The 25,623-nt window shown below is 61.8% G+C and carries 24 protein-coding genes; 14 read left to right on the top strand and 10 right to left on the bottom strand.

Features of this window, described 5'->3' with window-relative positions; translation table 11 throughout:
• Positions 1-79 precede the first annotated feature (79 nt).
• From LZA78_RS06335 to LZA78_RS06325, 3 genes are all read left to right on the top strand, one after another.
• A complete protein-coding gene (locus LZA78_RS06335) occupies positions 80-1,072 on the top strand; it encodes a Bug family tripartite tricarboxylate transporter substrate binding protein (protein WP_233676088.1) in 993 nt (330 codons plus the stop codon).
• A 64-nt stretch (positions 1,073-1,136) separates the two neighbouring features.
• On the top strand, positions 1,137-1,649 hold the full coding sequence (locus LZA78_RS06330) for a tripartite tricarboxylate transporter TctB family protein (protein WP_233676087.1): 513 nt from the start codon (positions 1,137-1,139) through the stop codon (positions 1,647-1,649).
• The gene (locus tag LZA78_RS06325) at positions 1,649-3,151 is read left to right on the top strand and encodes a tripartite tricarboxylate transporter permease (protein ID WP_233676086.1); all 1,503 of its coding nucleotides are present in this window, start codon (positions 1,649-1,651) and stop codon (positions 3,149-3,151) included. Before LZA78_RS06330 ends, LZA78_RS06325 begins: the two co-directional genes overlap by 1 nt.
• Here LZA78_RS06325 and LZA78_RS06320 read toward each other — a convergent pair.
• Positions 3,142-3,816: a GntR family transcriptional regulator gene (locus LZA78_RS06320; RefSeq protein ID WP_233676085.1), complete on the bottom strand. Its 675-nt coding sequence runs from the start codon at positions 3,814-3,816 to the stop codon at positions 3,142-3,144. The two genes, LZA78_RS06325 and LZA78_RS06320, sit on opposite strands and share 10 nt — an antisense overlap.
• A 138-nt stretch (positions 3,817-3,954) precedes the next feature.
• Between LZA78_RS06320 and LZA78_RS06315 the strand changes: the two genes are divergently transcribed.
• On the top strand, positions 3,955-4,617 hold the full coding sequence (locus LZA78_RS06315) for a GntR family transcriptional regulator (protein ID WP_233676084.1): 663 nt from the start codon (positions 3,955-3,957) through the stop codon (positions 4,615-4,617).
• 2 nt (positions 4,618-4,619) lie between these two features.
• Here LZA78_RS06315 and LZA78_RS06310 read toward each other — a convergent pair whose 3' ends face one another.
• Genes LZA78_RS06310 through LZA78_RS06295 form a run of 4 tightly spaced genes read right to left on the bottom strand, consistent with a single transcriptional unit; the run spans position 4,620 to position 8,315 of the window.
• A complete protein-coding gene (locus tag LZA78_RS06310; protein WP_233676083.1) occupies positions 4,620-5,489 on the bottom strand; it encodes a shikimate dehydrogenase family protein in 870 nt (289 codons plus the stop codon).
• Positions 5,486-6,781 (bottom strand): TRAP transporter large permease, encoded by a 1,296-nt coding sequence (locus tag LZA78_RS06305; RefSeq protein WP_233676082.1) that lies wholly within the window; start codon positions 6,779-6,781, stop codon positions 5,486-5,488. The genes LZA78_RS06310 and LZA78_RS06305 overlap by 4 nt, the downstream gene beginning before the upstream one ends.
• A 16-nt stretch (positions 6,782-6,797) precedes the next feature.
• A complete protein-coding gene (locus LZA78_RS06300) occupies positions 6,798-7,313 on the bottom strand; it encodes a TRAP transporter small permease (protein WP_233676081.1) in 516 nt (171 codons plus the stop codon).
• A 3-nt stretch (positions 7,314-7,316) separates the two neighbouring features.
• A complete protein-coding gene (locus tag LZA78_RS06295) occupies positions 7,317-8,315 on the bottom strand; it encodes a sialic acid TRAP transporter substrate-binding protein SiaP (protein ID WP_233676080.1) in 999 nt (332 codons plus the stop codon).
• A gap of 268 nt (positions 8,316-8,583) precedes the next feature.
• Between LZA78_RS06295 and aroQ the strand changes: the two genes are divergently transcribed.
• The 4 genes from aroQ to LZA78_RS06275 are packed head-to-tail and all read left to right on the top strand — an operon-like array spanning position 8,584 to position 11,764.
• Complete coding sequence (gene aroQ / locus LZA78_RS06290; RefSeq protein ID WP_233676079.1) at positions 8,584-9,030, top strand: type II 3-dehydroquinate dehydratase; 447 nt, start codon at positions 8,584-8,586, stop codon at positions 9,028-9,030.
• Positions 9,027-10,064: a Gfo/Idh/MocA family protein gene (locus tag LZA78_RS06285; RefSeq protein ID WP_233676078.1), complete on the top strand. Its 1,038-nt coding sequence runs from the start codon at positions 9,027-9,029 to the stop codon at positions 10,062-10,064. Before aroQ ends, LZA78_RS06285 begins: the two co-directional genes overlap by 4 nt.
• A gap of 4 nt (positions 10,065-10,068) precedes the next feature.
• On the top strand, positions 10,069-10,839 hold the full coding sequence (locus LZA78_RS06280; protein ID WP_233676077.1) for an HpcH/HpaI aldolase family protein: 771 nt from the start codon (positions 10,069-10,071) through the stop codon (positions 10,837-10,839).
• A 1-nt stretch (position 10,840) separates the two neighbouring features.
• Positions 10,841-11,764 (top strand): AEC family transporter, encoded by a 924-nt coding sequence (locus tag LZA78_RS06275; RefSeq protein WP_233676076.1) that lies wholly within the window; start codon positions 10,841-10,843, stop codon positions 11,762-11,764.
• Positions 11,765-11,766: 2 nt separating this feature from the next.
• Here the strand turns inward: LZA78_RS06275 and LZA78_RS06270 are convergent, their stop codons facing one another.
• Both LZA78_RS06270 and LZA78_RS06265 read right to left on the bottom strand, forming a co-directional pair.
• Positions 11,767-12,972, bottom strand: a complete 1,206-nt coding sequence (locus tag LZA78_RS06270; RefSeq protein WP_255697217.1) for a CaiB/BaiF CoA transferase family protein — start codon at positions 12,970-12,972, stop codon at positions 11,767-11,769.
• Positions 12,973-13,108: 136 nt separating this feature from the next.
• The gene (locus LZA78_RS06265) at positions 13,109-14,149 is read right to left on the bottom strand and encodes a LacI family DNA-binding transcriptional regulator (protein ID WP_233676074.1); all 1,041 of its coding nucleotides are present in this window, start codon (positions 14,147-14,149) and stop codon (positions 13,109-13,111) included.
• Between the two features lie 139 nt (positions 14,150-14,288).
• Here LZA78_RS06265 and LZA78_RS06260 point away from each other — a divergent pair, with 139 nt between their 5' ends.
• The gene (locus LZA78_RS06260) at positions 14,289-15,113 is read left to right on the top strand and encodes a shikimate dehydrogenase family protein (protein WP_233676073.1); all 825 of its coding nucleotides are present in this window, start codon (positions 14,289-14,291) and stop codon (positions 15,111-15,113) included.
• Here LZA78_RS06260 and LZA78_RS06255 read toward each other — a convergent pair.
• Positions 15,110-16,009 carry a LysR family transcriptional regulator gene (locus LZA78_RS06255; RefSeq protein WP_233676072.1) on the bottom strand — a complete coding sequence of 300 codons (900 nt, stop codon included), beginning with the start codon at positions 16,007-16,009 and terminating at the stop codon, positions 15,110-15,112. The two genes, LZA78_RS06260 and LZA78_RS06255, sit on opposite strands and share 4 nt — an antisense overlap.
• Positions 16,010-16,129: 120 nt before the next feature.
• On the opposite strand from LZA78_RS06255, the gene LZA78_RS06250 reads away from it, so the two are divergent.
• From LZA78_RS06250 to LZA78_RS06230, 5 genes are all read left to right on the top strand, one after another.
• Entirely contained in the window at positions 16,130-17,068 is a 939-nt protein-coding gene (locus tag LZA78_RS06250) for a hydroxymethylglutaryl-CoA lyase (RefSeq protein ID WP_233676071.1), read from the top strand.
• Positions 17,065-17,907 carry a sugar phosphate isomerase/epimerase family protein gene (locus tag LZA78_RS06245; protein ID WP_233676070.1) on the top strand — a complete coding sequence of 281 codons (843 nt, stop codon included), beginning with the start codon at positions 17,065-17,067 and terminating at the stop codon, positions 17,905-17,907. Before LZA78_RS06250 ends, LZA78_RS06245 begins: the two co-directional genes overlap by 4 nt.
• A gap of 33 nt (positions 17,908-17,940) precedes the next feature.
• Positions 17,941-19,347: an aldehyde dehydrogenase family protein gene (locus tag LZA78_RS06240; RefSeq protein ID WP_233676069.1), complete on the top strand. Its 1,407-nt coding sequence runs from the start codon at positions 17,941-17,943 to the stop codon at positions 19,345-19,347.
• Positions 19,347-21,143 carry a thiamine pyrophosphate-binding protein gene (locus LZA78_RS06235; protein WP_233676068.1) on the top strand — a complete coding sequence of 599 codons (1,797 nt, stop codon included), beginning with the start codon at positions 19,347-19,349 and terminating at the stop codon, positions 21,141-21,143. The genes LZA78_RS06240 and LZA78_RS06235 overlap by 1 nt, the downstream gene beginning before the upstream one ends.
• A gap of 234 nt (positions 21,144-21,377) precedes the next feature.
• Positions 21,378-23,210, top strand: a complete 1,833-nt coding sequence (locus LZA78_RS06230) for a bifunctional sugar phosphate isomerase/epimerase/4-hydroxyphenylpyruvate dioxygenase family protein (protein WP_233676067.1) — start codon at positions 21,378-21,380, stop codon at positions 23,208-23,210.
• An 85-nt stretch (positions 23,211-23,295) separates the two neighbouring features.
• Here the strand turns inward: LZA78_RS06230 and LZA78_RS06225 are convergent, their stop codons facing one another.
• Together LZA78_RS06225 and LZA78_RS06220 are read right to left on the bottom strand one after the other, a co-directional pair.
• A complete protein-coding gene (locus tag LZA78_RS06225; protein ID WP_233676066.1) occupies positions 23,296-24,474 on the bottom strand; it encodes an acyl-CoA dehydrogenase family protein in 1,179 nt (392 codons plus the stop codon).
• Between the two features lie 10 nt (positions 24,475-24,484).
• Entirely contained in the window at positions 24,485-25,276 is a 792-nt protein-coding gene (locus LZA78_RS06220) for an IclR family transcriptional regulator (protein ID WP_233676065.1), read from the bottom strand.
• Positions 25,277-25,623: the final 347 nt, after the last annotated feature.

The raw sequence follows: 25,623 nt of genomic DNA, 5'->3' as shown, positions 1-25,623 counted from the left end.
TAGCTGTAGGCATCCCCGGTGTTGGAGGAGACACTCACGCTTACCGGACGGGATGCCCGCCTTTTTTTGGGAGGATACAATGAAATCCAAGCTTCTTGGCGCGGTTGCCGCGCTGATGGTCGCCACTGCGCCGGCGCTGGCCGAATATCCGGAAAAGGATATTCAGGGCATCATCCAGTGGGGTGCCGGTGGCTCGACCGACACCGTGATGCGTGCAGTGACCCCGCATGCCGAGGAAGTTCTGGGCGGCAAGGTCGTGATGCAGAACATGACGGGCGGTGTCGGCGCGATTGCGACCAAGTATGTTGGCGCCCAGGACGCAGACGGCTACACGCTGCTAATGGGTGCGGAAAACCCGCAACTCTACAAGGTCATGGGCCTCGGCGACACCGACTATTCGGACTTTACCCCGATCAACATCATCGCGCGCGGCGTGCCACTGATCGTGGCTAACAATGACGCACCGTTCAACAACTTCAAGGAAATGGTCGAATACGTTCAGGCCCATCCGAAGGAAGTGAAGTTCGGCTCGACCGGTCCGGGCGGCCTGCCGTCGGTTGTTACCGCGATGCTCACCTCGGAGGTCGAGCTTCCGGTGACCTTCGTCCCCTATGACGGTGACGGCCCGGCGCTGACCGCGCTGCAGGGCGGTGCGATCGATGTCATGCCCGCCGTTCTGGGGGCCGCAATCGAAGGTGTCAAAGCTGGCCGCATGAAGGTTATCGCGCTGGTCGACGTGGCCGCAAACCCGGCTCTGCCGGATGTCGCCCCGATCACCGTCGATTATCCCGGCTATGAAAAGTACCTCCCCTGGGGTCCGTTCTTCGGCATCTTCGTCAAGAACGGCACGCCGGACGACGTGGTGCAGAAGCTTAGCGCCGCCTATGGCGAGGGTGTTAAGAACGCAGAGTTCGTCTCGCTCATCGAAGGCCGTGGCTTCACCGTGCTGAACCTGTCGGGTGACGAGGCGCGCAGCTTCCTCAACAAGTGGCAGTCGGTCACCTCGTGGCTGGTCTTTGATGCCGGTATCGCCAAGGCCTCGCCCGAGGAATTCGGCATCCCGCGTCCGTAATCGGCGTTAATATCGTGGCCGCCCTGCCTTTCACGGGGCGGCCTTTTTCGATCCGGGGGACACCATGCACGATCCTAGCCGCAGGCTACCCGGGGAGCGCCTTTTCTCGCTGCTTCTCGTGGCTCTCAGCCTCTTTCTCTTCTACGAGGCCACCAAGATTTCGGGCTTCGAGGGCCTTTCGGCGCCGGGTTCGTTCCCGATGTTCGCCACCGGCTCGATGGTCATCACCGCCGTAATTGTCGCCCTCCAGACCGTCCGTTTGCCTGAGAGCGACGAGCATGGCTGGCGCGCGATCCTGCCCGGTTTCGTCATCTTCATGGCGGTGATGATGATCTTCTACGCCCTCGCGCTGAAACCGGTTGGGTTCCTGCCCACTTCCTTCGTCTTCCTGCTGATCTCGACGAAGGTGATGATGCGCTCAAGCCTCGCCAAGGCCGCACTGATTTCGGCCCTGTCGCTGGCACTCGTCTATGTCGTGTTCCGCCTGATCTTTTCGGTTCTGATGCCAGAGGGCATCGTGCCGGAGCGCGAGATCATCGCCGGTATGCGCTCCATTCTTAGCGGGGGAGGTCAGTGATGGACTTCGCGCATTTCTTCATGAGCTGGATCGACCTGCAGCTGCTTTCCCTGGTCGCGATCGGCACCTTCGCTGGCATCTATGTCGGCGCCATTCCCGGCCTGTCTGTTACCATGGCCGTCTCGATCCTGATTTCCTTCACCTTCTCGTGGGAGATGTACGACGCGCTGTCGTTGATGATCGGGATCTACATGGGGGGCGTCTATGGCGGCTCTCGCACGGCAATCCTGCTGAATATTCCCGGCGCGCCGTCGGCCATCGCCACAGCCATGGATGGCTATCCGCTGGCGCAAAAGGGCTTGGCGGGCGAGGCCATCGGTCTCTCGACGACGATGTCGGCGGTCGGAGGCTTTGTCGGCATCGCCGTTCTCGGTTTTGCCGCGCCGGCCGTGTCGGAATTCGCCCTGACGTTCCAGCCGCGCGACTACCTGTTGCTGGCCGTTCTCGGCATCTTGCTGGTCGGTTCGCTTTCGGGCGAGAGCCTCGTGAAGGGGATCTTCGCTGGCGCCCTGGGTCTGACCATCGGTTGCGTTGGCCTCGATCCTCTTACGGCGCAGGAACGTTTTACCTTCGGCCAGATCGAGCTTTGGGGCGGGATATCGTTCATCGCCGTGATGATCGGCCTCTTTGGTGTCTCGGAAGCGCTTCAGCAGCTCCAGCATGTCGATAGCGAGGCGGTCAAGCAGGTCATTCGCCGGATCGTTCCGCAGTGGTCGTCGGTCGTGAAGTACCTTCCGATCTCGATGCAGTCCTCGCTGATCGGAGTGATCATCGGGGCGTTGCCCGGCACCGGCGGCGATATCGCTGCGCTGATGTCCTATGACTATGCCAAACGCGTCACCAAGAACCCCGAGGTGCCTTTCGGCCAGGGGGCCAAGGAGGGTCTGATCGCACCTGAGGCCGCAAACAATGCGGCCGTGGGCGGGGCCTTCGTGCCAATGCTGACACTCGGCATTCCCGGCGACGCGGTGACCGCCATCATCATCGGCGCCATGTTTATCCACGGCCTCAATCCGGGTCCCATGCTGATGATCGAGCGCCCCGAGATGTTCTGGTTCATTCTCGGGGCACTGGTGCTGGCCACGATTTTCATGCTGATCTTCGGGCTCACCGGCATTCGGCTCTTCGTGAAGATCGTCGAGCTTCCGCGCGCGGTTCTGTTCCCGCTGATCCTTCTGTTGTCCATCGTCGGCGCCTTTGCCGTGAACAACTCGATCATCGACGTCTACTTCATGCTGGGCTTCGGTGTTCTGGGCTACTTCATGAAGATGTATGGCTACCAGATCGGGCCGGTCATCCTGGGTGTGATCCTGTCGCGCCTGATCGATGACAACTGGCGTCGGGCGATCATTTCCGATCAGGAAAGCCTGCCGCGCCTGTTCCACGGCATCTTCACCTCGCCCTTGTCGGCGGTGCTGATGATCGCGGTGATCCTGATTTTCGTGTCGAACACGCCGCTTTGGAGTTGGGGCAAGCGCAAGCTGTTCCCCGCTCAGCCCTGAGACATCCGGGCGGCCAGCTGGGCGCGAAGCGCCTTGCCGGTCGCCTCGATATGCGCGCGCAGAAGAGCCACTGCGCGCGCGGATTCCCGCGCCACGGCTGCATCGGCGATGGCGCTGTGCTCTTCTTCCACCCGGCGACCCGAGGCGGCAAGCTCCGCATCCCCAAGCAAGACCCGGCGATAGCGGTCGTGCTGAAGTCGCAGCGTGGTACAAACTTGCAAGAGACGCGGTCGGCGGCAGCCCGAAATCAGCGCAAGGTGAAATGCGGTATGCGCCTCTTCCCAATCCTCGGCACCGTTCTGGCGCGGCGTATGGTTCAGACGGTAAAGCGCTTCGACCACATCGCTTTCCCAGTTCAGATCACCGGTTGCGATCGACGATTCAAGGGCCTGCGCTTCCAGGGTCTCGCGCAGGGCCGTCACATCGGCCAGATCCGCCGCCGAGATCGGAGAGACTGTGTAGCCACGCTGATCCTCGAACTCGACTAGCCCATCCGCAACCAATCTTGCCACCGCTTCTCGCAAGGGGCTGATCGAGACGTCATAGCGTGCGCGCAGTTGGTCAAGGTTGATCTTTTCCCCAGGGGCGAGTGATCCGCGCAGGATCTCGGCCCGCAGATCGGCGCCAATGCGTGATGAAAGCGTTGCCTTGCGTGTGATGGCCATCGGTTTCCCCAATCCTTGCATCGACCTTAGAGAGGCCCGCACGGATCAGCAACGATTGGCAAACAAATCGACGATCTTCGTTTCGTCAATTGAACCGCGTTGCCCGGGTTCCTATAGTCTGAGGCAGGGAGAACGCCCGTGTCACAGACCCTTTCGCAATCGACCTATGACCGGATGCGCGCCGATATCATCTTCGGCCGGCTCGCGCCTGCGCAGAGGCTTTGGCTGGACGATCTGAGAGCAAACTATGGCGTCTCGATTCCGACGCTGCGCGAAGTGCTCAATCGGTTGGCGGGGGACGGCTTCGTCATCGCCGAGGATCAACGCGGCTTCCGGGTGGCGCCGATATCTGCCGAGAACCTCGTGGAACTGGCAAACCTGCGCCGCCTGATCGAAATGGATGCGCTGGAGAAATCTCTTCGGGCTGGCGATATGGCATGGGAGGCGCGGGTCGTCGCGGCGCACCACCGGCTAAGCCGTGTCGAAGGTCAGGACCCGGGGGCCGATCCCGTGCTGCGCGACGCGTGGAAGCGGTATGACTGGGAGTTTCATCAGGCGCTCATTTCCGCTTGCGGGTCGGGCGAGCTGATGGCGATCCACGCGATGGTTTTCGACAAGTACCTGCGGTACCAGATGCTTTTCCTGACCTATCGCGGCCCGATTTCGAGCCGTGAGCACTTGGCGTTGAAAGAGGCCGCACTTGCGCGCGACATCGAGGCCGCAAAGGAGATCCTTGCACGCCATATCGCGGGGGGGGTGGAGCACGCGCTGGCCGCCCAGAAGAGCCGGGCGGCCGAGTAGCCTCAGGCGGCGGGTTTGTGGGTGATGATCCCGCGTACCCAATCGGTTTCGCTGACCTCAAGGCCCGTAAAGATCTCGAACGCATCCACGCCCTGATGGAAATAGAGCTCATATCCGCTCAGGAACGTGCCTCCGAGTTGCTCGATCTGGGCGCGGAACTGGGTGAATTCGGGAGTGTAGACCGCGTCAAAACCCCAGTGAACCGGTCCGGAGACATCGGCGGGTAGGGGCGAGCCGGGTCGACCGACCATGCCCAGAGGCGTGCAATTCACCACCCCGTCGAAGCCCGACAGGTCGGACAGTTCATGCGCGCTGCAGGTTGAAACGGTGATCCCCGAATGGCTTTCGAGCGCTGCCTTGAGGCTGGCGACCTTGGCTGCGTCCATATCGTAAAGGACGATCTCGCTGGCCCCGAGATCAGCCAGCCCGAAAGCGACGGCACGTCCCACTCCGCCCGTGCCCAGCACCAGCACCCGGCCGGGCGCCGCCTCGCCGTAGAGCTTGCGATAGGCCGCGATAAAGCCCGAATGGTCGGTGTTGAAAGCCCGCGGTCCCTCGGGGGTGAAGCGGATTGTGTTGGCAGAGCCCATGGCAGCCACGACCGGGTTGCCGGCCGGGATCAGTGCTGCGGCCTCTTCCTTGAAGGGGTATGTCACATTGACCCCGTCGAAACCTGCCGTTTCGCATTGCACCAGCAGATCGGCAAAACTGTGCCCGCGCTCGGCCGGAATGATCAGGTCGTAGGTGACATTAGCGCCAAGCGACAGGCCGCAGGTGGCGTGTAGCACGGGGGAGCGCGTTTCGGTGATGTTGCCGCCGATGAGGCCCAGCCGAAAGGTGCGCTGCGGGGATTTGGGAGTGGATATGGTCATCCTTCGTATCCGAACAATCTGGGGAGGTAGAGAACGAGGTCTGGGAATGCTGCCAGCACGACCAGGGCGATGATGAGGGCGCCGAGGAACGGCAGAATGCCCGCGACGATTTCCTTGATCGAGATGCCCGTGACCGCGTTGATCACGAATATCAGGATCCCGTAGGGCGGGGTGACGAGGCCGATCATCGTGTTCACGACCGCGACGACCCCGAAGTGGATCATGTCGATCCCCACGGCACGCGCCGCAGGAATGAAGAGTGGCAAGACCACCAGGATGATCGTTCCGCCATCAAGCAACATGCCAAGCAATAGCAGCAGGATGTTGACGCCGATCATGAACTCGACGGGGCCAATTTCACGCCCCTCAAGGAAGCTGGCCAAAGCATCCGGAATGCGCTCGGCCGCGACGATGTAGTTGAAGATCAGGGCCGATCCGATGACGATCCCGACGGTCGCAGCCTGTCGGGCGCTTTCCGAGAAAACCTCGGCAAGGCCCTTCAGCGATAGCTGACGATAGAAAACCATTGCCAAGAGCAGCGCATAAAGCGCGGCAATGGCTGCGGCCTCGGTAGGGGTCGTTGCGCCGCCGTAGATGCCACCGAGCAGGATCACCGGCATGAACAGCACCGGAATGGCACGCAGCGTCAGGCGGGGGATTTCCCGAAGCGGGACGGCGGGTTCTCGCTTTTTCTCTGCCCGCCCGGTCAGGGCGAAGTTCATGATTGCCAGCATGATCGCCATCACGAACCCAGGCACGACGCCGCCCAGGAACAGGTAGCCGATCGACTGGTCGGAAACGAGCGCATACATCACCATCGGGATCGATGGCGGAACGATCGGGCCGATGGTGGCGGATGCCGCTGTGATCCCCGCTGCGAAGCCCTTCGTGTAGTGCCCGCCCTTGGTCATCATCGAGATCATCATCTTGCCGGGCCCGGCGGCATCCGCCACGGCCGAGCCAGACATGCCCGCGAAGATCAGCGAGACAACGATGTTCACATAGCCCATGCCCCCGCGGAAACGACCTACCAGCGCGATACAAAAGGCCAGCAGACGGTCCGAGATGGAGCCCGCGTTCATGATGTTGGCAGCCACGATGAACAGAGGAACGGCCAGCAGGATATAGCCCGAATAGATGTTCTGGATCAGCTGTTCGGCTGCCAGCGACAGGTCTGAACCCGAGATCGCAAGATAGGCGATCGAGGCAACCAGCATTGCGTAACCGATGGGCGTGCCGAGGGCGGCGACACCGAAAAGGACGGCCAGGCAGACGACGAAGGCAAAGCTCATGTAGGGTCTCCGTCGCTCAGTCGGCCAGAATATCGCGTTCATCCTGCGACAGGTCGCGGCCACGGATCACGTCAATGACGCGCCAGCCGTATCGCAGGATCAGGACGCCTGCGAAAACCAGGTAAATCACGAAGATATAGTTCAGCCTTATCCGCAGGGTGGGGGATTTCTTGATCTTGTAGAAACTCACGTAATCCCAAGTGTCAGGCATCGCTGCCACAAGTGCCACAACGATACAGAGCGCAGAAACCACCGCGAAGACGCGTTTGCGGGCCGGTCCGGCATGGCTGTAGATCAAGTCGAATTTTACGTGGTCGCGTTCTTTCAGAACGAAGGCGCAGGAGAACAGGACCAGCCAGAGCCAGAGCGTCAGGTTGAGCTCGATCGTCCAGCCAAGCTCAAGCTGGATGCCGAATTCCGTCAGCACGTAGCGCGCCGCAATCTGGATCAGGAAAGTGACGAAGATGGCGGCGAGCATTGTCGCCGCCACCGCATTCGCACCCAGACCGAAAAGGTGGGTGAGCTGCTTCATGGCTTATTCGCCAAGCGCGTTGATCTGGTCGAGAACACCAGCGGGCCAGCTTGCCGCATATTCAGAGGCAAGATAGTCGGCCTGAACCTTGGCGCGGAAGGCCGCAACGTCGGGTTCATAGATATTGAGGCCCTTTTCCTTGAGGAAGGCGACAAGCTCTTCTTCTTTCTTGAGCTGGTTCTGGCGGCCGAATTCGGCGGCGTCCTCCGCGGCCTTTTGGACCGTCGCCTGCTGCTCGGGGGTCATCGCGTCGAACGCGGCTTTCGAGATGGCGATGTAGTTGAGGTCCACGAGGTGCGAGGTCAGTGCGATCTGGTTGGTGACTTCGTAGAACTTGGCGTCAACAACGGTCGGCAGGGGGTTGTCCTGGCCGTCCACGGCGCCGGTCTGAAGCGAGGTGTAAAGCTCGGTGAAGGCGACCGGCACTGGCGAGGCGCCAAGGGCCTTGCCAAGGAACTGCCAAGCTTCCGACCCCGGCATGCGCAACTTGACGCCTTCCAGGTCGGCCGGGGTGTTGATCATCTTGTCACCGCGCAGGTTCAGCTGGCGCTTGCCAAGGTACATGACGGCGAGGAGCTTGATGCCCAGCTTATCCTCGACCTTCTGCTTGAAGGGGGCCATCAGCGGGTCGTTGAAGACCTTGACCTGATGCTCAGCCGACTGGTGCACGTAACCAGCTGAGAATATTGAGAATTCCTGGAAGAATTCTGCAAGTTCCTGCGCTGAGGTGATCGACATTTCAAGGTTGCCGCGGGCGATGGCCTCAAGCTCGGTGCCCTGCTTGAAGAGCGTCCCGTTCCAGTGCGGTTCGAATTCGGCGAAATCTGCGACTTCCGGGCCGAACTTCTCGACCAGTGCGATGGCGCGCTGGTCGGTTTCCGAGTTCACCGAGGAAAGGCGCAGCTTGATCTTGTCCTGGGCGAATGCACCGCCAGCAGAAGCGGTAAGGGCGATTGCGGTGGTCACCGCAATAAGCGCGCGGCGGGTGAATTTCATGGTCATGGTCTCCTCCACTGAGAACGCAATGGCGCACCCCTCCTCCCGGGGGCTGCGGGGAGATTGGCGGATTCGCAGTGGCCTGTCCACAGAATATCTTAGGATGATATTGAAAATGTTAAATCATACATTAACGCATATGTAAAACAAATAATCGATTATAATGGATTGCCCTGAGACGTAACATCAAGGCAACCCAAGTTGCATAAGCGGTACTCGAAAGCACTCGCGGTCTGGTCTACCAATGGGAGATTGCATGCCGGGGGAGGGACCAATGAGCAGCAAACCGATTTTTATCCTGAACGGGCCGAACCTGAACTTGCTGGGCAAGCGACAGCCCGAAATCTACGGTTACGACACGCTGGACGATGTCGAGCGCAACTGCGCCGCCGTCGCGGCCGAGAAGGGCTTCGAGGTGAAGCTGTTCCAGTCGAATTACGAGGGCGGCATCGTCGAACTGATCCACCGCGCGCGCGAAGAGGCCTGCGCCATCGTGATCAACCCTGGCGCCTATACCCATACCTCGGTCGCGATCCTCGATGCGCTGAATGCCTTCGAGGGGCCAGTCTTCGAGTGCCATATCTCGAACGTGCACAAGCGCGAAAGCTTCCGCCACCACTCCTATGTCTCGCTGCGCGCGGACGGGGTGATGGCGGGCTTCGGTGTCGAGGGCTACGCGCTTTGCGTGCGCCGGGTGTGTTCGCTTCTGGGCGGGAAATGAGATCCGTCCGCTTCGGCATCGTCGGGGCGGGGCTGATCGGTCGCCGCCACGCAAAGGCGATTGCGCAGGCCGAGGGGGCGGAACTGACCGCGCTTGCCGACCCCGACCCGCGTGCGGCAGGGGTGGCATCAGACCTTGATGTGCCCCTGTTCTCCACGCTCGAGGAGATGATCCAATCCGGTCTGTGCGACGGGGTCTTTCTTTGCACCCCAACGGCCATGCACGGCGACGGGGGAATGGCTTGCATCGCGGCCGGCATGCCGGTGCTGGTGGAAAAGCCGATCGATTCCGATGTGTTGGCGGCGCGGCGGCTTGTTGAGGCCGCCGAGGCGGCGGGCGTCCCTCTGCTGACCGGGCATCATCGGCGTCACAATCCGCTCATCGCTGCCGCAAAGGCAGAGATCGATCGCGGCGCGCTCGGTCGTATCGTCTCGGCCCATGCAATGTTCTGGCTGATGAAGCCGGACGACTATTTTGACGTGCCCTGGCGGCGTCAGAAGGGGGCGGGGCCCGTCCTGACCAACCTCGCGCACGATCTCGATCTGATGCGGTATCTGGTCGGCGAGGTCGCCTCGGTCTACGCTCTGAGTTCGAATGCCGTGCGCGGCAACCCGGTCGAGGAGAGTTGCGTCGTGACCTTTGATTTTTCCAATGGCGCGCTTGGCACGGCCAATGTCTCGGATACGATTGTGGCCCCATGGTCGTGGGAAATTACCACGGGCGAAAATCCGGCGTATCCGGTTACGCAGGAAAGTTGTTACCAGATCGGCGGCACCGAAGGGGCGATAGACCTGCCGTCGGGCCGGGTCTGGTCAAACCCGGCTATGCGCAGCTGGTGGGAGCCGCTGACTGTCCGGCACAGCCCTCGCGCCGCGGGCGATCCGCTCGTTCTTCAGGCCGAGCAATTCGCCCGCGTAATCCGCGATGGCGAGGCGCCTCTGGTTTCGGGGCGCGAGGGGTTGCGCACTATCGAATTGATCGACGCCGTTCTGCGCAGTGCCGAAAGTGGTGCGCGCGTTTACCTTGAGGAGTGAGCCGATGCAGATTCCGCATAACAGCTTCAAAGCCGCTATCGTCGAAGGCCGCCAGCAGATCGGCATCTGGTGTACCACTCCGCATCCGGCCCATGCCGAGGCGCTTGCGACCTGCGGTTACGACTGGATGCTGATCGACACCGAACATGCCGCGGTCGGGTTGGAGACGGTACATGCCATGCTGCAGGCCGCAGCACCCTGGCCTACGCAATGCGTCGTGCGCCCTGGCTCGCTCGATCTGGTCGAGATCAAGCGGTTGCTGGATATCGGTGCGCAAAGCCTGCTGATCCCGATGGTGAACACCGCTGAACAGGCGCAACTGGCCGTGGCCGCAACGCGCTATGCCCCTCAGGGGCTGCGTGGCTATGCGGGCATCTCGCGCGCAACCCATTATGGCCTGGTCGAGGATTACGCGACCAAGGCCGCAGGCGAGATCTGCGTGCTGGTGCAGGTGGAAAGCGTAGAGGCCGTCGCCAATATCGAGGAAATCTGCGCCGTCGATGGCGTCGATGGCTTGTTCATCGGGCCCGCGGATCTTGCGGCTTCGATGGGTTATCCGGGGCAGGGCGCGCACCCCGAGGTGCGAACGGTGGCTCTCGACGCGCTTGCCCGGATCCGGGCGTGTGGAAAGCCCGCTGGAATATTGACGTTGAACGCAGAATTTCTTGCGGCTGCCCATTCGGCGGGCACGACCTTCACCGCGGTCGGGGTCGATCAGGCGCTGTTGCTGAACGCGGCGCGCTCGCTTGCGGCGGAATGGAAGGCGAAAGGCTGAGATGCTCAACATCTTCCTGCTGGCGCTGCCGATCTACATTCTGCTGTCGATTGGCTTCCTGGCGGTCAGGCTGCGCTATATCGACGGGGCCGAGGTAAAGGGCTTCGGCAGCATCATTCTGAAGATCTTTCTTCCAGCGATGATGTTCCTCGCAATCACCGGCAATCCGCTGAACGAGACGTTGCGATGGGACTATATCTTCGCCTACGCCGTGGGTTCATTGGCTATCTATGCCCTTGGCTTCACCATTGTGCGTCTTTCCGGCCGAAGCTTTGGCGACGCGGCGATCGAGGCGATGGGGATGTCCTGCTCAAACTCGGCCTTCTTCGCGCTGCCCGTGGCAACGCTTGTGGTCGGCCCTGAGGTGGCGCTGCAATGCTTTGCGCTGGCGGTTCTGGTCGAGAACCTTCTTATGATCCCGATGGCTGTCAGTCTTTGCGAGGTGGGGCAAGGAAAGGCGCCGGTCTCGGTGCGTGGCGTCGCAACATCTATCTTGCGAAACCCGCTGACCGTTGCCGCCATCGTTGCCTTGGTCTGGACCGGATTTCACCTGCCGGTTCCTGAGCCGGCAGATCAGGTGCTGCGTATGATGGCCCCTGTTGCAGCCCCGGTGGCGCTTCTGATTATCGGTGGTTCCGTCGCGCAGTTGTCGTTGCGCGAACTCGATGGCGGTGTTGCGCGGATCGTTATCGGCAAGCTCTTGGGGCATCCTTTGGCGGTTGCCCTCGTTTTCATGCTCGTGCCCTCTGTCCCCGACCCGATGCGCGTCGCAGGGGTTCTGGGGGCGGGTGTGCCGATGATTTCGATCTATTCGCTCTTCGGTCAGCGTTTCGGACGGCTGGGACTGACCGCCACAGCGCAGGTTCTGGCGACGATCCTGAGCTTCTTCACCCTGACCGTCGCCCTGCGCTTCCTGCAACCCTGAGTTCAGGCCGAGTAGAGTGCGCCGCTTTGCACCATCTCGGCGATTTCGTCCGTGGAAAAGCCAAGTTCGGCGGCGATCGAGTCGTTGTGCTGGCCAAGTTCCGGTGCGGCAGATGGCACGCCCATGTCGTAATCCGAAAAGCGGAAAGGCAGGTTGGGCAGCCGCACCTTGCCCAGCTTGGGGTGCTCTTGCTCGATGATCATTTCGCGTGCGGCGATCTGGGGATCATTGGCAACCTCGTCAATGGTCTGGACGGGCGCCGCGGGAACGCCGGCCTCGTCCAGAGCCTGAAGGCAGGCGGCGCGGCTTTCCTGCCGTGCGCACCAGTCGCGGACGAGCGCGATGGCCTCGGCGTTATGGGTGTTGCGATTGGCCGCGCCCAGAAAGCGCAGATCGGCGGCCAGCTCGTCGCCGCCCATCAAGCGGGCGAGCCGCACCCAGGTGTCATCCACTTGGGCCGCAATGACCAGGTAGCCGTCGGGTGCGGCGAAGCAGCCGTAAACGGTAGAGTCTGGCAGGTTGTCACCGGTTTGCTCGGGCAGGTCACGCCCATCCGACATGAGATACCCCTGTAGGGCATAGTCGTGCATCGAGACCATGCAGTCATAAAGGGCAAGATCGATGTGCTGGCCGCGCCCCGTCGCCTTGCGGCCATAAAGCGCTGCAATGATCGCGGCGGTGCCGTGGATGCCGGTGTACATATCCGCAAGCGGCATCCTGAACAGGGGCGGTGCCTCGCCCTTGGTGCCGATGATCGACATCGCGCCGCTCATCGCCTCGGCAATGAGACCAAAGCCCGGCCGCTCGGATAGCGGGCCAGTATGGCCGAAGGCCGAAACCGATGCGTAGATCAGGCCGGGGTTTTCCGCCGAAAGGGTTTCATAGCCCAGGCCAAGTCGGTTCAACGCGCCGGGGCGGTAGTTCTCGACAAAGACATCCGCGGTGCGTGTGAGGCGTTTCATCAGCTCGACCGCTCCGGGCTTGCGCAGATCGAGGCAGAGACCGCGCTTGCCCATGTTCTGCTGAAGGAAGTAACCCGAGACGCCATCCTTTTGCGTCGGAGACGCGCGGCCCGCATCGCCGACCGTCGGGCGCTCGACCTTGATCACATCCGCGCCGAAAGCTGCGAGTGTGCGGCTCATGAATGGGCCAGCCAGAAAATGGGAGTAATCGATGACGCGAATTCCCTTTAGCGGCAAATCATTCATGGGGTGTCCTCCGGTTCCAAGCCTGATGCCAATGTTTACCGGTGGTCGTGGGGTTCTCCCAATCCCGAAGCGGGTATGAATTGTCGCTGGAGTTGAATTGATTGCTAATTTGATGTGAATTATTCAAAATGATGCATCAAAAATTGGACGCATCTTTCAAGTTCTCGCGCAGGATCAACTCGGTCGGGATCATCTTTCCGGGCAAGACCTTCCCCTGATGGGCTGCGATCTGGGCTGTGACCGCCTCTTCCGCGATACGGGTCATGTCCTGGTGGATGACGGCGTCCATCGTGCGTTCGACAAGTGCCTTGCGCGACAGCGGTGTAAGGTTGAAGGCAACGAAGGTCAGTTCGGTCGCGCGACCTGAATCGAGCAGCGCGCGCTCGATCCCGCGATTACCCGCGGCCAGGTTCACGAGGCCGGTCAGATCCGGGTGTTTTGAAAGGACTTGCTGGGCGCGGCGGAAGCATTCGTTCGGGTTGTCGTCGGTCGAGATCGTTTCGACGATCCGGATATCTGGAAAATCTTCGCGCAGAACCGATCGCAGTCCGGCCTCGCGTTCCTCGTGGCTGCGATAGATTGCGTCGGAATGAAATACTGCAATTTCTCCTTTCCCTCCACAAAGTAAGCCAAGGATCTGTCCGGCAAGCCTTCCCGCTGCGCGGTTGTCGAGACCTATATAACCAAGCCCATCAAGCCCCGGCATCTGGGTCAGCACGCTGGTGACATGCAGCCCCCGGGTGATCAGCTCGGCGATGGCATCGCGGACGAAGGGGTGCTCGACCGCCTGAACAATGACCCCCGAAGTGCCGTCTTCAAGGCAGCCACGCAGTTGCGCGGCCAGCGCCATGGGATCGGTGCGTTTCACGAAATCGAGCGCCAGTGGCACGCCGTGCATCCGGGCGCTTTCACGCAGAGCGCGGCCGAGAATTTCATTGGCAAAGCCTGGGGCGCCGCCGAGAAACGCGCGCAGGTTCAGCCCGGCAGCAGTGGGGGCAATCACGCGCGGACGCCCGCCGCTTTGCTCCAGAAACCGCGCCGCCGCCATCACCTTTTGCACGGTCTTCTCTTTGACCCCGGGGCGGTTGTTCAGGACGCGGTCCACGGTGGCCGTCCCGACGCCAGCTTGAAGGGCAATGTCGGCGATTCGCGGTTTGTAATTTTGATGCTCAGTCATGCTAATAATGATGCATCAAAATGACTGGAGGGCCAAGTTTCTAATCCCTAGGGCTGCGCCGTGGCCTGAAAGGCGCGAGCGGGCAGATGACGGGCGAGGGGCGGGCGCCTAATCGTCGGTCCAAACACAGGAGGGACAGATGGCTTACGACCTTCATCTTGGACTGATCGGGGACAATATCGCCAATTCGCGCTCGCCCCGGCTGCACGAACTGGCTGGTGAGCAGAACGGAATGGTCGTGCAGTACGACAGGCTGGTGCCGCGTCAGATGCAGATGGATTTCGACACGCTTTTCGATTGGGTGGCGCGCAGTGACATCCGCGGTATCAATGTGACCTATCCCTACAAGATGCTCGCCGTGCCGAAGGTCACCATCGAGGATCCGCTGGTTGCCGCCATGGGGGCAGTGAATACGGTGCGCTTCGACGCGGATGGACCCAGAGGCTTCAATACTGACTATTCCGGGTTCATGGCGGGTTATCGCGCCGTCCGGGGCGAGGCCGCGCCGGGCCCGACTTGCGTGATCGGTTGCGGCGGCGTCGGGCGGGCGATTGCCTTTGGGCTTGTGGGGCTTGGCTGCAAACGCATCAAGCTGATGGATATACTGCCCGAGCGTGCCGATGCCTTGGCCGAGGCGCTGGCACCCTTTGGGGTCGATGTTACGACGCATGCGATCCATGCTGAGGCGATCGAGGGTTGCAGCGGTCTGACGAACGGCACGCCAGTCGGGATGATCGGGCATGAGGGGACCGTATTCGATCCGGCCCTGATCGGCTCTGCCCAATGGGTTTTTGACGCGGTCTATACCCCTGCACAGACCCAGTTTCTGTCGGATGCTGCAGACGCGGGGTTGCAGATTGTCTCGGGCGTGGATCTGTTCTTCTGGCAGGGCGTGCATGCCTGGCAGATCTTTTCCGGAAAGCCGCTCGATCAGGCGCTGCTGAAAGAGAGCCTTGCGCTTTAACGCTTGGCCGTCGCCTTGCGCATCTCCTGCTGCAGGAGCTCGATCAACGATTCCGCGAAGATTGAGCGCGGGGTCTCGGCGTTGACGACGGCATAGGTGCGGAAGGTCGAGGGCTCTGCCAGCGGACGCACGGCGAGCCCTGGCAGCACCTGATCGGCGACCGAGAATTCGTCGATCAGGGCCACGCCCATCCCGTTGCGCACCAAGGCCTGCACGGTCTGGCCGACGCGTGCCTGGATCTGGAAATCGACCGGCAGATCCGCGTCGCGCAGAGGGCGCGAGACGATATTGCCATAGGGGTCGCTGGGAGAGATCCCGATCATCGGGTTCTTGGCGAGGTCACGGACCGATACGCTCGCCTCTTGGGCGAGTTCGTGGCCTTCGGGCAAAAGTGCCATGACCCTGCCGGCGCCAATCGGCAGAGAAATGAGGCCCGGATGGTCGATCTTGAACGAATTGGCCACCAATTCGCCTTTTCGCAACAACAGGTAGTCGATGGATTCTTCGATCTTTGTCTGGTCGATCGTCATCCGCAGGTCAGGGAACCTTTCGCGCAGGCGTTTGACCGCATTGGGCAGCATGCGCTGCGCAATTGAGGGCACTGACGCGAACGCGAATATGCGGTCCTCGCCGCGCTTGAGCATGTCGATCGATGTCTGAAGGTTCTCGACCTTGGCGAAAACCTCGTTGATCTGGGTGAAGATGTGGCGCGCTTCGTCTGTCGGGGCAAAGCGCCCATGCGCGCGTGAGAAAAGCCGCAGGCCGAGTTGGCTTTCGGTATGCTTCATGACGCGGCTGATGCCGGGCGCCGACACGCCCAGAAGGTCTGCAGCGCCCTTGACTGTACCGGTGATAAGGATCGCCCGGATGACCTCGATTTGCCGCAATGTGAGCATGATTACCTCCGCCAGAATTAGAAATTAACATTACGGTTGCACATCCGTCTAGGTGGGTATTCGAAGTTACTTACTGGCGGGGCTATTCTCTTCCCAAGGCTGACGCTGAGGGAGGAAGCAATGTACGATCTGACCGGCGAGGTGATCGTCGAAGACGAATTCTTGCGTGACGGGTTGCAGAATGAAAAGCGCCTGTTCAGCGTCGAGGAAAAGCTTGCCTTCCTGTCGGCGTTGGAAGAGGCGGGCTGCCGCCGCATCCAGATAGGCTCGTTCGTGCATCCCGAATGGGTTCCGACGATGGCCAATACCGATGAGCTTTTCGCGCGTATTACGCGTAAGCCGGGTGTGATCTACACGGCGCTTATCCTCAACAAGGCAGGCCTGGACCGTGCGCTGGCTGTGGATGTGCGACATTTGTCGATTTCGGTGTCGGCCTCCGAGACGCATTCGCGCAAGAATACCAACCGCGGCGTCGATGAGGGGCGTGCTCGCATCGCTCCGGTGATCGAAAAGGCCCTGTCCGAAGGGGTTGCCGTGCGTGCCGGTATCCAGTCCGCACTCGGCTGCGGTTTTGAGGGTGCGATCAATCCAAGCGTGGTGCTCGACATTGCGCGACAGTGGTCGGACATCGGCGCGCAAGAAATCAATCTGGCGGACACGGCTGGTCTGGCGAACCCGCGCCAGGTCTTCGACCTCTGCCGCCGTGTGCGCGACGTTATCGATCCTGCCTGTGCGCTGTCTTTGCATCTGCATGACACGCGCGGGATGGGCATCGCCAACATGGTGGCCGGGCTTCAGGCTGGCGTGCGTATTTTCGACGCCGCTCTTGGCGGTCTGGGGGGCTGCCCCTTCGTGCCGAAGGCCACGGGAAATATTGCCACTGAAGATGTGGCCTTTGCGCTTGGCGAGATGGGCCTTGAAACCGGCATCGATTGGCGCGCGCTGAAGCCCGCCATCGCGCGTGCCGAAGACATTCTGGGCCGCCGCCTGCCGGGGCGAATGGGCCATATCAACCAGCCCGGCGACCCCGCCAACGAAGAGAAAGGAGCCTGTGCATGAGCCGCCTCTATTCCCTTGCCTATCTGACCGTTCCGGGGGTGACCCCGCCCGAGCAGGTGCGCATCGCGCATGAAGCAGGCTATGATGCCGCGAGTTTTCGGCTGATCCAGATGGGCGTGGCGGGTGAACCCGATATCGACCCTTGCGCGCCCGAAGTCGTGCGCGCCACCAAGGCCGAACTCGCGGCAACCGGCTTGCAATGCTATGATATCGAGTTGGCCCGCATCCTGCGCCAGGCCCCGGCAAGCGATTACGAGCGTGCCTTTGCCACGGGCGCCGAACTTGGCGCCAAGCAGGTGATTTCCTCGGCCTGGACCGATGTCCGGAACGATAAAGGCTTTATCGTCGATCGCTTTTCCGAGATCTGCGATCTGGCCGCGCAATACGGGCTGACCGTGAACCTCGAATATCCGGCATTCTCGCGGTTGTGCTGTATCGATGACGCACTCGAGATCCTGCGGTTGGCGAACCGCCCCAATCAGGGGCTGCTGATCGACACGCTCTATCACTACTTTACCGGCGGCACGATGGCAGACCTGGCCCGCGTGCCCCGCAAATGGATCAACTTCCTGCATGTCTGCGATACCGACCACGTCGCCTACAACAAGGATGAGATGATCCATATCGCCCGCGATGCGCGCCTTTACCCGGGCGACGGGGTGATCTCGTTCAAGCTGATCGCCTCGATGATCCCGGATGCGGCGATCTCGCTGGAACTGCCCAACGCTGAACTGATGGCCAAATACGGCCGCACCGAACATGCGAGGCGCTGCCTAGAGGGCGCCAAGCGTTTCTTTGACCCCGATGCGCGGGATACCCGCGCAGGACATGCCGCCTGAGCGGCCCAAGCCATACCACCGGAGGAGACCCACATGGCCCGCGACATTACCCCCGAAGAAATCGCTTACGCTGACGAGTTGATCGCCCGCGCCCGTGCCGCGATGGACGAGATCAAGGACTACGATCAAGCACAGGTGGACCGCCTGGCCCGCGCGCTCGGCTGGAACTGCGGCAACGAGACCACCTTCGTGCGCATCGCCCAGATGGGTGTGGACGAGTCCGGTATCGGTGACCGCGCCGGCCGTGCCGGCAAGCGTTTCAAGATCCTCGGAGTCCTGCGCGACGCGCTGCGCGGCAAGTCTGTGGGCATCATCGAGGAGGACCCCGCCAAGGGCCTGACCAAGATTGCCAAGCCTGCCGGTGTCATCGCCTCGCTGATCCCGACGACCAACCCGGAGCTGACCCCGCCTGTCACCGGCATCTACGCGATCAAGTGCAAGGACGCGGTTATCTTCTCGCCGCACCCGCGTGCCAAGGAAACGACCTTCGAAATGGTGCGCGTGATGCGTGAGACGCTGGCCAAGCTTGGCGCGCCGCGCGACATTTTTCAGTGCGTCGAGAACCCCTCGATCCCGCTCACCGATTACCTGATGGCGAACTGCGATCTGACCATGGCCACCGGCGGCAAGCCGATGGTGCAGGCGGCCTATTCGTCGGGCAAGCCGGCCTACGGCGTGGGCGCGGGCAATGCGACCATGGTTATCGACGAGGACGCCGATATCGCCGAAGCCGCGATGAACTCGCGCATCTCGAAGACCTCGGACTTCGGGTCGGGCTGCTCGGCTGACGGCAACCTCGTGATCCACGAGAAGATCTACGACGCTATGAAAGAGGCGCTGATCAAAGAGGGTGGCTACCTCTGCAACCCCGAAGAGAAGGCCCTTCTGCAAAAGGCGCTGTGGAAAGAGGATGGCTCGCGTCGGATCGAAACCGTCGCCATCGCGGCGCAGCGGATCGCGGAATATGCCGGTTTCTCGATTCCGGACGACCGCAAGTTCATCATGGTCGAACAGGAGGAAATCGGCAAAGCGCACAAGTTCTCGGGCGAGAAGCTTTCGGTCACGATGGCGCTCTACAAGTTCAAGGACTTTGATGACGCAATGGCCAAGGTCCGCGCGATCTACGACGTCGGCGGCAAGGGCCACTCCTGCGGGATCTACTCGTTCAACGAGGAGCATATCCTCCAGCATGCCAAGAACGCGCCGGTCAGCCGCGTGATGGTGCGCCAGCCGCAATCGAAGGCCAACGCTGGTTCCTTCGAGAACGGGATGCCGATGACCTCGAGCCTCGGCTGCGGCATCTGGGGTGGCAATATCACCAACGAGAACGTCTCGCTCAAGCACTACATGAACGTGACTTGGGTTGCCCGCCCGATCCCTGCGGATCGCCCCTCTGACGAAGAACTCTTTGGCGAGTTCTATAACACCGAGGTGATGTGATGGTTACGAAGAACATCGAACCCGGCAAGGACCTGATTTCGAACCAGCTTTGCCGTTATCTCGAAGGTCGTGGCGTCAAGCACGTCTTTGGCCTGTGCGGGCACACGAACATCGCCGTTCTGGCGGCGATGGCGGACTCGGGGATCGAGTTCGTGAACGTGCGTCACGAGCAGATCTCGGCCCATGCGGCGGACGGCTATGCGCGGGTGACTGGCAAGGCCTCGGTCGTGCTGTCGCACCTGTCGCCGGGGCTGACCAACGCAGCGACCGGTGTCGCCAACGCGGCGCTGGACTGCATTCCGATGGTGGTGATCGCGGGCGATATCCCGTCCTACTACTACGGCAAGCACCCCCACCAGGAGGTGAACCTGCATGCCGACGGCAGCCAGTATGAGATCTACCGCCCCTTCGTGAAGCGTGCCTGGCGCGTCGATACGCCAGAGCTGCTGCCGGAGATCATGGAAAAGGCCTTCCACCTGGCCGAAAGCGGCCAGCCGGGCCCGGTTCTGGTCAACGTGCCGATGGACTATTTCTCGGCCCAGATCCCGAACGCACTGTGGGAAAAGCAGGGAGCCAACGCCAAGAGCTACCGTAAGCCCTCGCTTGATGACGAGACCGCGCGCGAGATCGTCGGGGCGCTGCTCAAGGCCGAGCGCCCGGTGATCTATGCTGGCGGTGGCGTGGCACTGGCCCGCGCCTGGGATGAGCTGCGCGAATTCGTGGATCACCTGCAGATCCCCGTTGCGCATTCGCTGATGGGTAAGGGCTGTCTGCCCGACGACCACCCGCTGGTGCTGGGTATGACCGGCTTCTGGGGGACCGAGTTCACCAACAAGCAGACCCTGAACGCCGACTGGATCATCGCGCTCGGGAGCCGCTTCAAGGAGGCTGACAGCTCGTCCTGGTATCCCGAATACACCTTCGATATCGGTCCGGGCAAAACCAGCCTGATCCATATCGACATCGAACCGCAGGAAATCGGGCGCAACTACCCGGTGGAAATCGGGGCGGTCGCGGATCTCAAGGCGGCGCTGAAGGTGTTGACCCGCGTCGCGAAGGAAATGGCCCCCGAGGGCGTCAAGCGTTCCGATCTGGTCAAGGCCATCGCCGCCTTCCGCGCCGAGTTCAAATCGCGCAACATCGCGATGCAAACCTCGGATGCCTTCCCGATGATGCCCGAGCGCATTCTGGCCGACCTGCGCGAGGCGATGCCCCGTGATGCGATCCTGACCTCGGACGTGGGTTGGAACAAGAACGGCGTGGCGCAGCAATTCGACATCTACACGCCGGGCTCGATCCTGATCCCGGGCGGCTTCGCGACGATGGGCTTTGGCCCGCCCGCAGCCGTCGGTGCCAAGGTGGCCGCGCCCGACCGCGTGGTGATCTCGCTGGTGGGGGATGGCGGTTTCGGTCAGAACCCGGCGGTGCTTGCGACGGCCGCAGCCGAAGGTCTGGCCGTGATCTGGGTCGTGATGAACAACAACGCTTTCGGGACCATCGCCGGTCTGCAAAAGGCGCATTACGACCTGACCTATGGCACGCTTTTCCCCAAGGCGAATGACGTGCTGGAGCAAAAGCCCGATTACGCCGCCATCGCCGAGGCCTATGGCGTCGATGGCGTCCGCGTGAAATCGGCGGCCGAGTTCAAGCCCGCTCTGGAGGCCGCGATCAAGTCCGGTCGTCCGACCGTGATCGACGTGGCCATGATCAACAACCCGACGCCGACCTCGGGCCATTGGAACATCCTCGACATCTACTCGCCCGAGGGCGGCGTGGGGCACGTGTCGACGGAGTGATGAGCATCAGAATGCAAGGCGCCCTGCGCGCCTTGCATCACAAGGAAAGGTGTAGGCGTCCCATCCACCCCGACGCCGCATCCAAGGGCCCATCGCACTTCCTTCCCGGGTGCGGTGGGCCTGCCTTTGGATTTGCGCCAATCCGTCCCGCGCGATAACCTCGGACGAAAGAGGCGCACACCGTGGACCATACGGGAAATCAACGCGTTGCGCTGCCAGTCCAAGGAGAATTCCATGTTCCGCTCGATTTCGTCGATTAGTTTCTCGGGGCAGTTGGAAGACAAGATCGAGGCGGCTGCCGCGGCTGGTTTCAACGGGATCGAGGTTTTCCGTGAGGACATCATCGGCTTCGATGGCGCCCCCGAGGAAATCCCCGTTTTTGCCCGCAATGCCGGGATCGAAATCGTTTCGCTGCAGTCGTTGCGCGACTTCGAGGGGCTTGAGGGCGATGCGCGCGCGGCAGCCTTCCGTCGGGCGGGCCGCTTTCTTGAGCTGACGCGGCGGATCGGCGCGCCCATGCTGGTCGTCTGTGCAACGACACTGATCGCCTCTGACGCAGATCGGGACCGGATTGCAGCTGATTTGCGGGAGCTGGCCCGACGTGCGGACGCGATGGGCCTGAAGCTAGGCTATGAGGCGCTGGCCACCTCGGCACATATCAACACGGTTGCCGATGCGCTCGATATCGTCCGCAGGGTCGATGCCGAGAATTTTGGCCTCGTGATCGGGGCGGTCCATCTGTTTGCAATGGACACCGACCCGGCCATTCTGGCCGAAATCCCGCCTGAGAAGATTGTCCTCGTTCACCTGGCGGATGCGCCCACCGGTCGGATCGACAGGGCACTGCTGACACAATCGTTCCGGCTGTTTCCGGGGCAGGGCACCTTGCCGGTGGCCGACTTCTATTCGCAGCTGATTACCCTTGGTGTCACAGCTCCGATGTCGATCGAGACGTTCAACGATCAGATCCGCTCGCTTCCTGCATCGCAAATTGCCCGTGACGGGATGCGGGCGTTTCATCTGCTGTCTGAGGCGCACCGGCGCCGTCCTGCCCTGCATTCGGATCTGGTCGCTCCGGCCTTCGTCGAGTTTGTGGCGCAGGGCGACGAGGTGGAGGATGTTGCGGGGCTCCTGCGCTCAATGGGCTTCGCGATGACCCACACGACGGGCAAGGTGGATCTTTGGCGGCAGGGTGAGGCAGTCATCATGCTCAACCGGATGACCGAGGGGCTGGCGCACTCTATCTACCTTTTGCAGGGCCTGTCGGTTTCCGGTCTTGGCATGATCGTTGACGATCTCGAGCAGATGGATACCCGGCTTGGCCTCTTTCATGGTGAGCAACTGGGCGAGCCCGCGGAGCCGCCCTATGATCTGCCGGTCCTTCGCGGTCCCGGTGGATCGGTTTTCTACCTCAGCTCTGGCACCGTCGAGACCATGCCCGGCTTTGGGGCCTTCAAACCGACGGGGGAGGAGCCCTCGGCCCATATCCTGCGGGTCGATCATTGCGGGCAGGCGCTGCAGCCGAACCTGTTTCTGTCGGGGCTGATGTTCTACCGCGCCATATTCGACATGCGCTCGGAAGAGATCAGGGATGTTCTTGACCCGCATGGAACGGTGCATTCGCGCACGCTGGCCAATGATACGGGGCTGGTGCGCATTTCGCTGAACTCGTCCTTTGGTGCAGCGACGACCACGCAGCGATTCCTTGAAAAATCGGGCTTTGCGCCGTGGCATCACGTTGCACTTGCCTGCGATGACATCTTCGCCTTCGCAGGTTCCATGGCACCCGAGGATATCTTGCAGGTCCCGATGAACTACTACGAGGACCTTGCGTGCCGGTTCGATCTCGATCCCGCGGTCATTGCGCAGATGCGCGACCTGAACATCTTCTACGACCGTGATGCGGGCGGTGAGTATTTCCAGATCTATACGCGGTCGATCAACGGGTTCTTCTTCGAGATCGTCGAGCGTCGCGGTTACACTGGCATGGGGGCTCCAAACGCTGCGGTGCGGATGCTTGCCCAGTTGCGCGAGCTTGAGGATGCCGACGCCTTTTTCCTGATGTGATTGGCATGGGTCAAGAAAAAGGCGCGGGCTAGCGGCCCGCGCCTTCCCTTTTCCACGCCCGAGAGAGCTGTTGTCGTGCGTGAACTCAGGCAACGAAGGGGTCGTAGAGCGTGGGCTCTCCCTTCATCAGCATTCTGGCCATGACGGTGCGGTGGATCTCGGAAGTGCCATCGAAGATCCGGTAGATCCGGGCGTCACGGTAGTAGCGCTCAATCGGCAGGTCCTTGCAGAAACCCATGCCGCCGAAAAGCTGAACGGCGCGGTCCACGACTCTCCCAAGCGTCTCCGCAGCCTGAACCTTGACCAAGCTGATACGAGTGCGCGGATCGCGACCCTCGTCGATTTCGATCGCGGTTTGCCAGAGCGCAAGGCGGGCCGCGTTGATCTCGAGCGCGGAGTCAGCCAGCATCTGCCCCACCAGTTGGAACTCGCCAATGGCCTGGCCAAACTGCTTACGCTCGCGCGCGTAGTCCACCATCAGGTCAAGCACCTTTGTCGCCTTCCCGATGGAGCGCGCGCCGACCTGCGCCAGACGCACCCGGCCCAGAACGCCAAGCGCCATGCGGAAACCCTCGCCCCGCGCGCCGAGCATGTTGATCGGCTGCAGGGGCACGTTGTCGAAATGCAGCTCGACATGCGAGGTGCCGCGCAGGCCCATCATCGGCTGGTCGCGCCCGATGGTCAGGCCAGGCGTTCCCTTGTCAACGAGGAAAAGCGATATCCCGCGCGCGCCCTTGCCGGGGTCGGTGACCGCAGAGACGACGAAGAAGTCGGACACCAGCCCATCCGAAATGAAGTGCTTGCTGCCGTTCAGGATCCAGCCGCCCTTGCCATCCTCGACTGCCTTCGTGGCGATCGATGCCGCATCCGACCCGGCACCCGGTTCGGTGATCGCGATCGAGCAGACACGCTCCCCGCGCACCGCAGGGCGCAGCCAGCGCTCGACCTGATCGCCCTCGCAGGCCAGCAGAACCTCGTAGACATTGCCGAAGGCGCGCCGGATCAGAATGTCGGTGGTGCGGCCGAACTGCTCTTCGACCAGCATGGTGTCGAGGGCGGAAAGCCCGCCGCCGCCATGCTCCTCCGGGACGTTCATCGCATAGAGGCCAAGCTCGGAACTCTTTCGAAAGACCTCGGCGGCCAGTTCGGGGGCGAGGGCGCCGGTTTCCTCGACAGCTTCCTCCAGCGGGGCGAGTTCGGTCTTGATGAAATCACGGACGGTATCGACCAGCAGGCGCTGCTCGTGGCTGAGCGTGAGGTCCATTGGGGGCTCCTTAGTTCGCCGCGCGGGCGGGGGTGAAATAGGTCGAAGCGGCGACGCGGTCCGAAAGTTCCGCGGCTGAGTCTCGCAGGGCCGGCAAAAGCTCCTCGATGCGCTCGGGCGTCAGCCTTGAAGAGGGGCCACCGATCGAGACGGTGCCAAGGCAGGCTCCGGTTCCGGGGTGGAAGACCGGCGCGGCGATGGCTGACATGCCGGGCGCCGAACTGTCGATCGCGCGGGCAAGGCCTGCGCTGCGGGCGTTTTCAAGACGCGCCAGCACCTCTGCCGGACTCTTTGGGGCATTCGGACCCAGATTGCTGCCACCGAGACCCTGTGCCGTGACCAGCCGCATCGCGGCGATGTCGTCCATGGTCGAGAGCCAGGCAAGCCCGGTCGCCATCGAGGCCAGATGGGCGGCTTCTCCCATTTGCGGGTCATAGATCAATCCGCCGCGCGCTCCCTGCGCCTTGGCAACAAAGACCTGTCGCCGGGTGTCGGTGACCGAAAGGCGCACGAGTTCTCCGGATATCTTGGCCAACCGGTCGAGAACGGGTTGAGCGGCATCGACCGTTCCCAGGCAGGCAAGGTGTCGGAACGCGATTGAAACCAGGCGGGGGGTCAGGAGGTAGGCGCCGCTCTGGTCCTGTGTCACGAATTCGAGCCGCACCAGCTCTGCCATCAGGCGGTGGGCGCCGGGCTTGGGCATTTCCAGCAGCGATGCGATCATCGCCAGCTGGAGCCCCTCCGGGTGCTCGGCAAGAACCTCGATCGCGCGGAGGCTTCGTTCGGTATGGCTGAAGGACATGGTCTCTCCAAAATTGGAATGATATTCTAATAATGAATATAGTTCCTAATGTCTAGCTGGATCATCACGACCAACTCAGTGACGTGCGGGTCGGGGCCGAGCCGGGTCAGACGAAACGCTCTCCAATGCGTTGCTGAGAAACAAATCCACAGATCATCTGACGCTTGGCCATGCCTGGGACACGGGTTCCGTTACCCTTCAGAAATGCCAAAGGTATTCGGCGCGAACTGGGGGTGCTTCTTGTCACAAGGCGGGGCGATCCCGGTGGCACTACGGGGTGCCAATGTTTGCCTCAGTGATCTGAAAACGTCGTATTGCGGGGCTGAGGACGAAGATCTCGACAGGGC

The organism is Rhodobacter flavimaris, from assembly GCF_021378075.1.
GTDB lineage: Bacteria > Pseudomonadota > Alphaproteobacteria > Rhodobacterales > Rhodobacteraceae > Rhodobacter > Rhodobacter flavimaris.
Note: the sequence above shows the minus strand (reverse complement) of the source record. Positions and strands in the feature narration are given on the sequence as shown.

Coding starts and splice junctions, on each gene's coding strand:
- LZA78_RS06335 (WP_233676088.1), top strand. CDS start 80: ATGAAATCCAAGCTTCTTGGCGCGGTTGCCGCGCTGATGGTCGCCACT.
- LZA78_RS06330 (WP_233676087.1), top strand. CDS start 1,137: ATGCACGATCCTAGCCGCAGGCTACCCGGGGAGCGCCTTTTCTCGCTG.
- LZA78_RS06325 (WP_233676086.1), top strand. CDS start 1,649: ATGGACTTCGCGCATTTCTTCATGAGCTGGATCGACCTGCAGCTGCTT.
- LZA78_RS06320 (WP_233676085.1), bottom strand. CDS start 3,816: ATGGCCATCACACGCAAGGCAACGCTTTCATCACGCATTGGCGCCGAT.
- LZA78_RS06310 (WP_233676083.1), bottom strand. CDS start 5,489: ATGACCATATCCACTCCCAAATCCCCGCAGCGCACCTTTCGGCTGGGC.
- LZA78_RS06305 (WP_233676082.1), bottom strand. CDS start 6,781: ATGAGCTTTGCCTTCGTCGTCTGCCTGGCCGTCCTTTTCGGTGTCGCC.
- LZA78_RS06300 (WP_233676081.1), bottom strand. CDS start 7,313: ATGAAGCAGCTCACCCACCTTTTCGGTCTGGGTGCGAATGCGGTGGCG.
- LZA78_RS06295 (WP_233676080.1), bottom strand. CDS start 8,315: ATGACCATGAAATTCACCCGCCGCGCGCTTATTGCGGTGACCACCGCA.
- aroQ (WP_233676079.1), top strand. CDS start 8,584: ATGAGCAGCAAACCGATTTTTATCCTGAACGGGCCGAACCTGAACTTG.
- LZA78_RS06285 (WP_233676078.1), top strand. CDS start 9,027: ATGAGATCCGTCCGCTTCGGCATCGTCGGGGCGGGGCTGATCGGTCGC.
- LZA78_RS06280 (WP_233676077.1), top strand. CDS start 10,069: ATGCAGATTCCGCATAACAGCTTCAAAGCCGCTATCGTCGAAGGCCGC.
- LZA78_RS06275 (WP_233676076.1), top strand. CDS start 10,841: ATGCTCAACATCTTCCTGCTGGCGCTGCCGATCTACATTCTGCTGTCG.
- LZA78_RS06270 (WP_255697217.1), bottom strand. CDS start 12,972: ATGAATGATTTGCCGCTAAAGGGAATTCGCGTCATCGATTACTCCCAT.
- LZA78_RS06265 (WP_233676074.1), bottom strand. CDS start 14,149: ATGACTGAGCATCAAAATTACAAACCGCGAATCGCCGACATTGCCCTT.
- LZA78_RS06260 (WP_233676073.1), top strand. CDS start 14,289: ATGGCTTACGACCTTCATCTTGGACTGATCGGGGACAATATCGCCAAT.
- LZA78_RS06255 (WP_233676072.1), bottom strand. CDS start 16,009: ATGCTCACATTGCGGCAAATCGAGGTCATCCGGGCGATCCTTATCACC.
- LZA78_RS06250 (WP_233676071.1), top strand. CDS start 16,130: ATGTACGATCTGACCGGCGAGGTGATCGTCGAAGACGAATTCTTGCGT.
- LZA78_RS06245 (WP_233676070.1), top strand. CDS start 17,065: ATGAGCCGCCTCTATTCCCTTGCCTATCTGACCGTTCCGGGGGTGACC.
- LZA78_RS06240 (WP_233676069.1), top strand. CDS start 17,941: ATGGCCCGCGACATTACCCCCGAAGAAATCGCTTACGCTGACGAGTTG.
- LZA78_RS06235 (WP_233676068.1), top strand. CDS start 19,347: ATGGTTACGAAGAACATCGAACCCGGCAAGGACCTGATTTCGAACCAG.
- LZA78_RS06230 (WP_233676067.1), top strand. CDS start 21,378: ATGTTCCGCTCGATTTCGTCGATTAGTTTCTCGGGGCAGTTGGAAGAC.
- LZA78_RS06225 (WP_233676066.1), bottom strand. CDS start 24,474: ATGGACCTCACGCTCAGCCACGAGCAGCGCCTGCTGGTCGATACCGTC.
- LZA78_RS06220 (WP_233676065.1), bottom strand. CDS start 25,276: ATGTCCTTCAGCCATACCGAACGAAGCCTCCGCGCGATCGAGGTTCTT.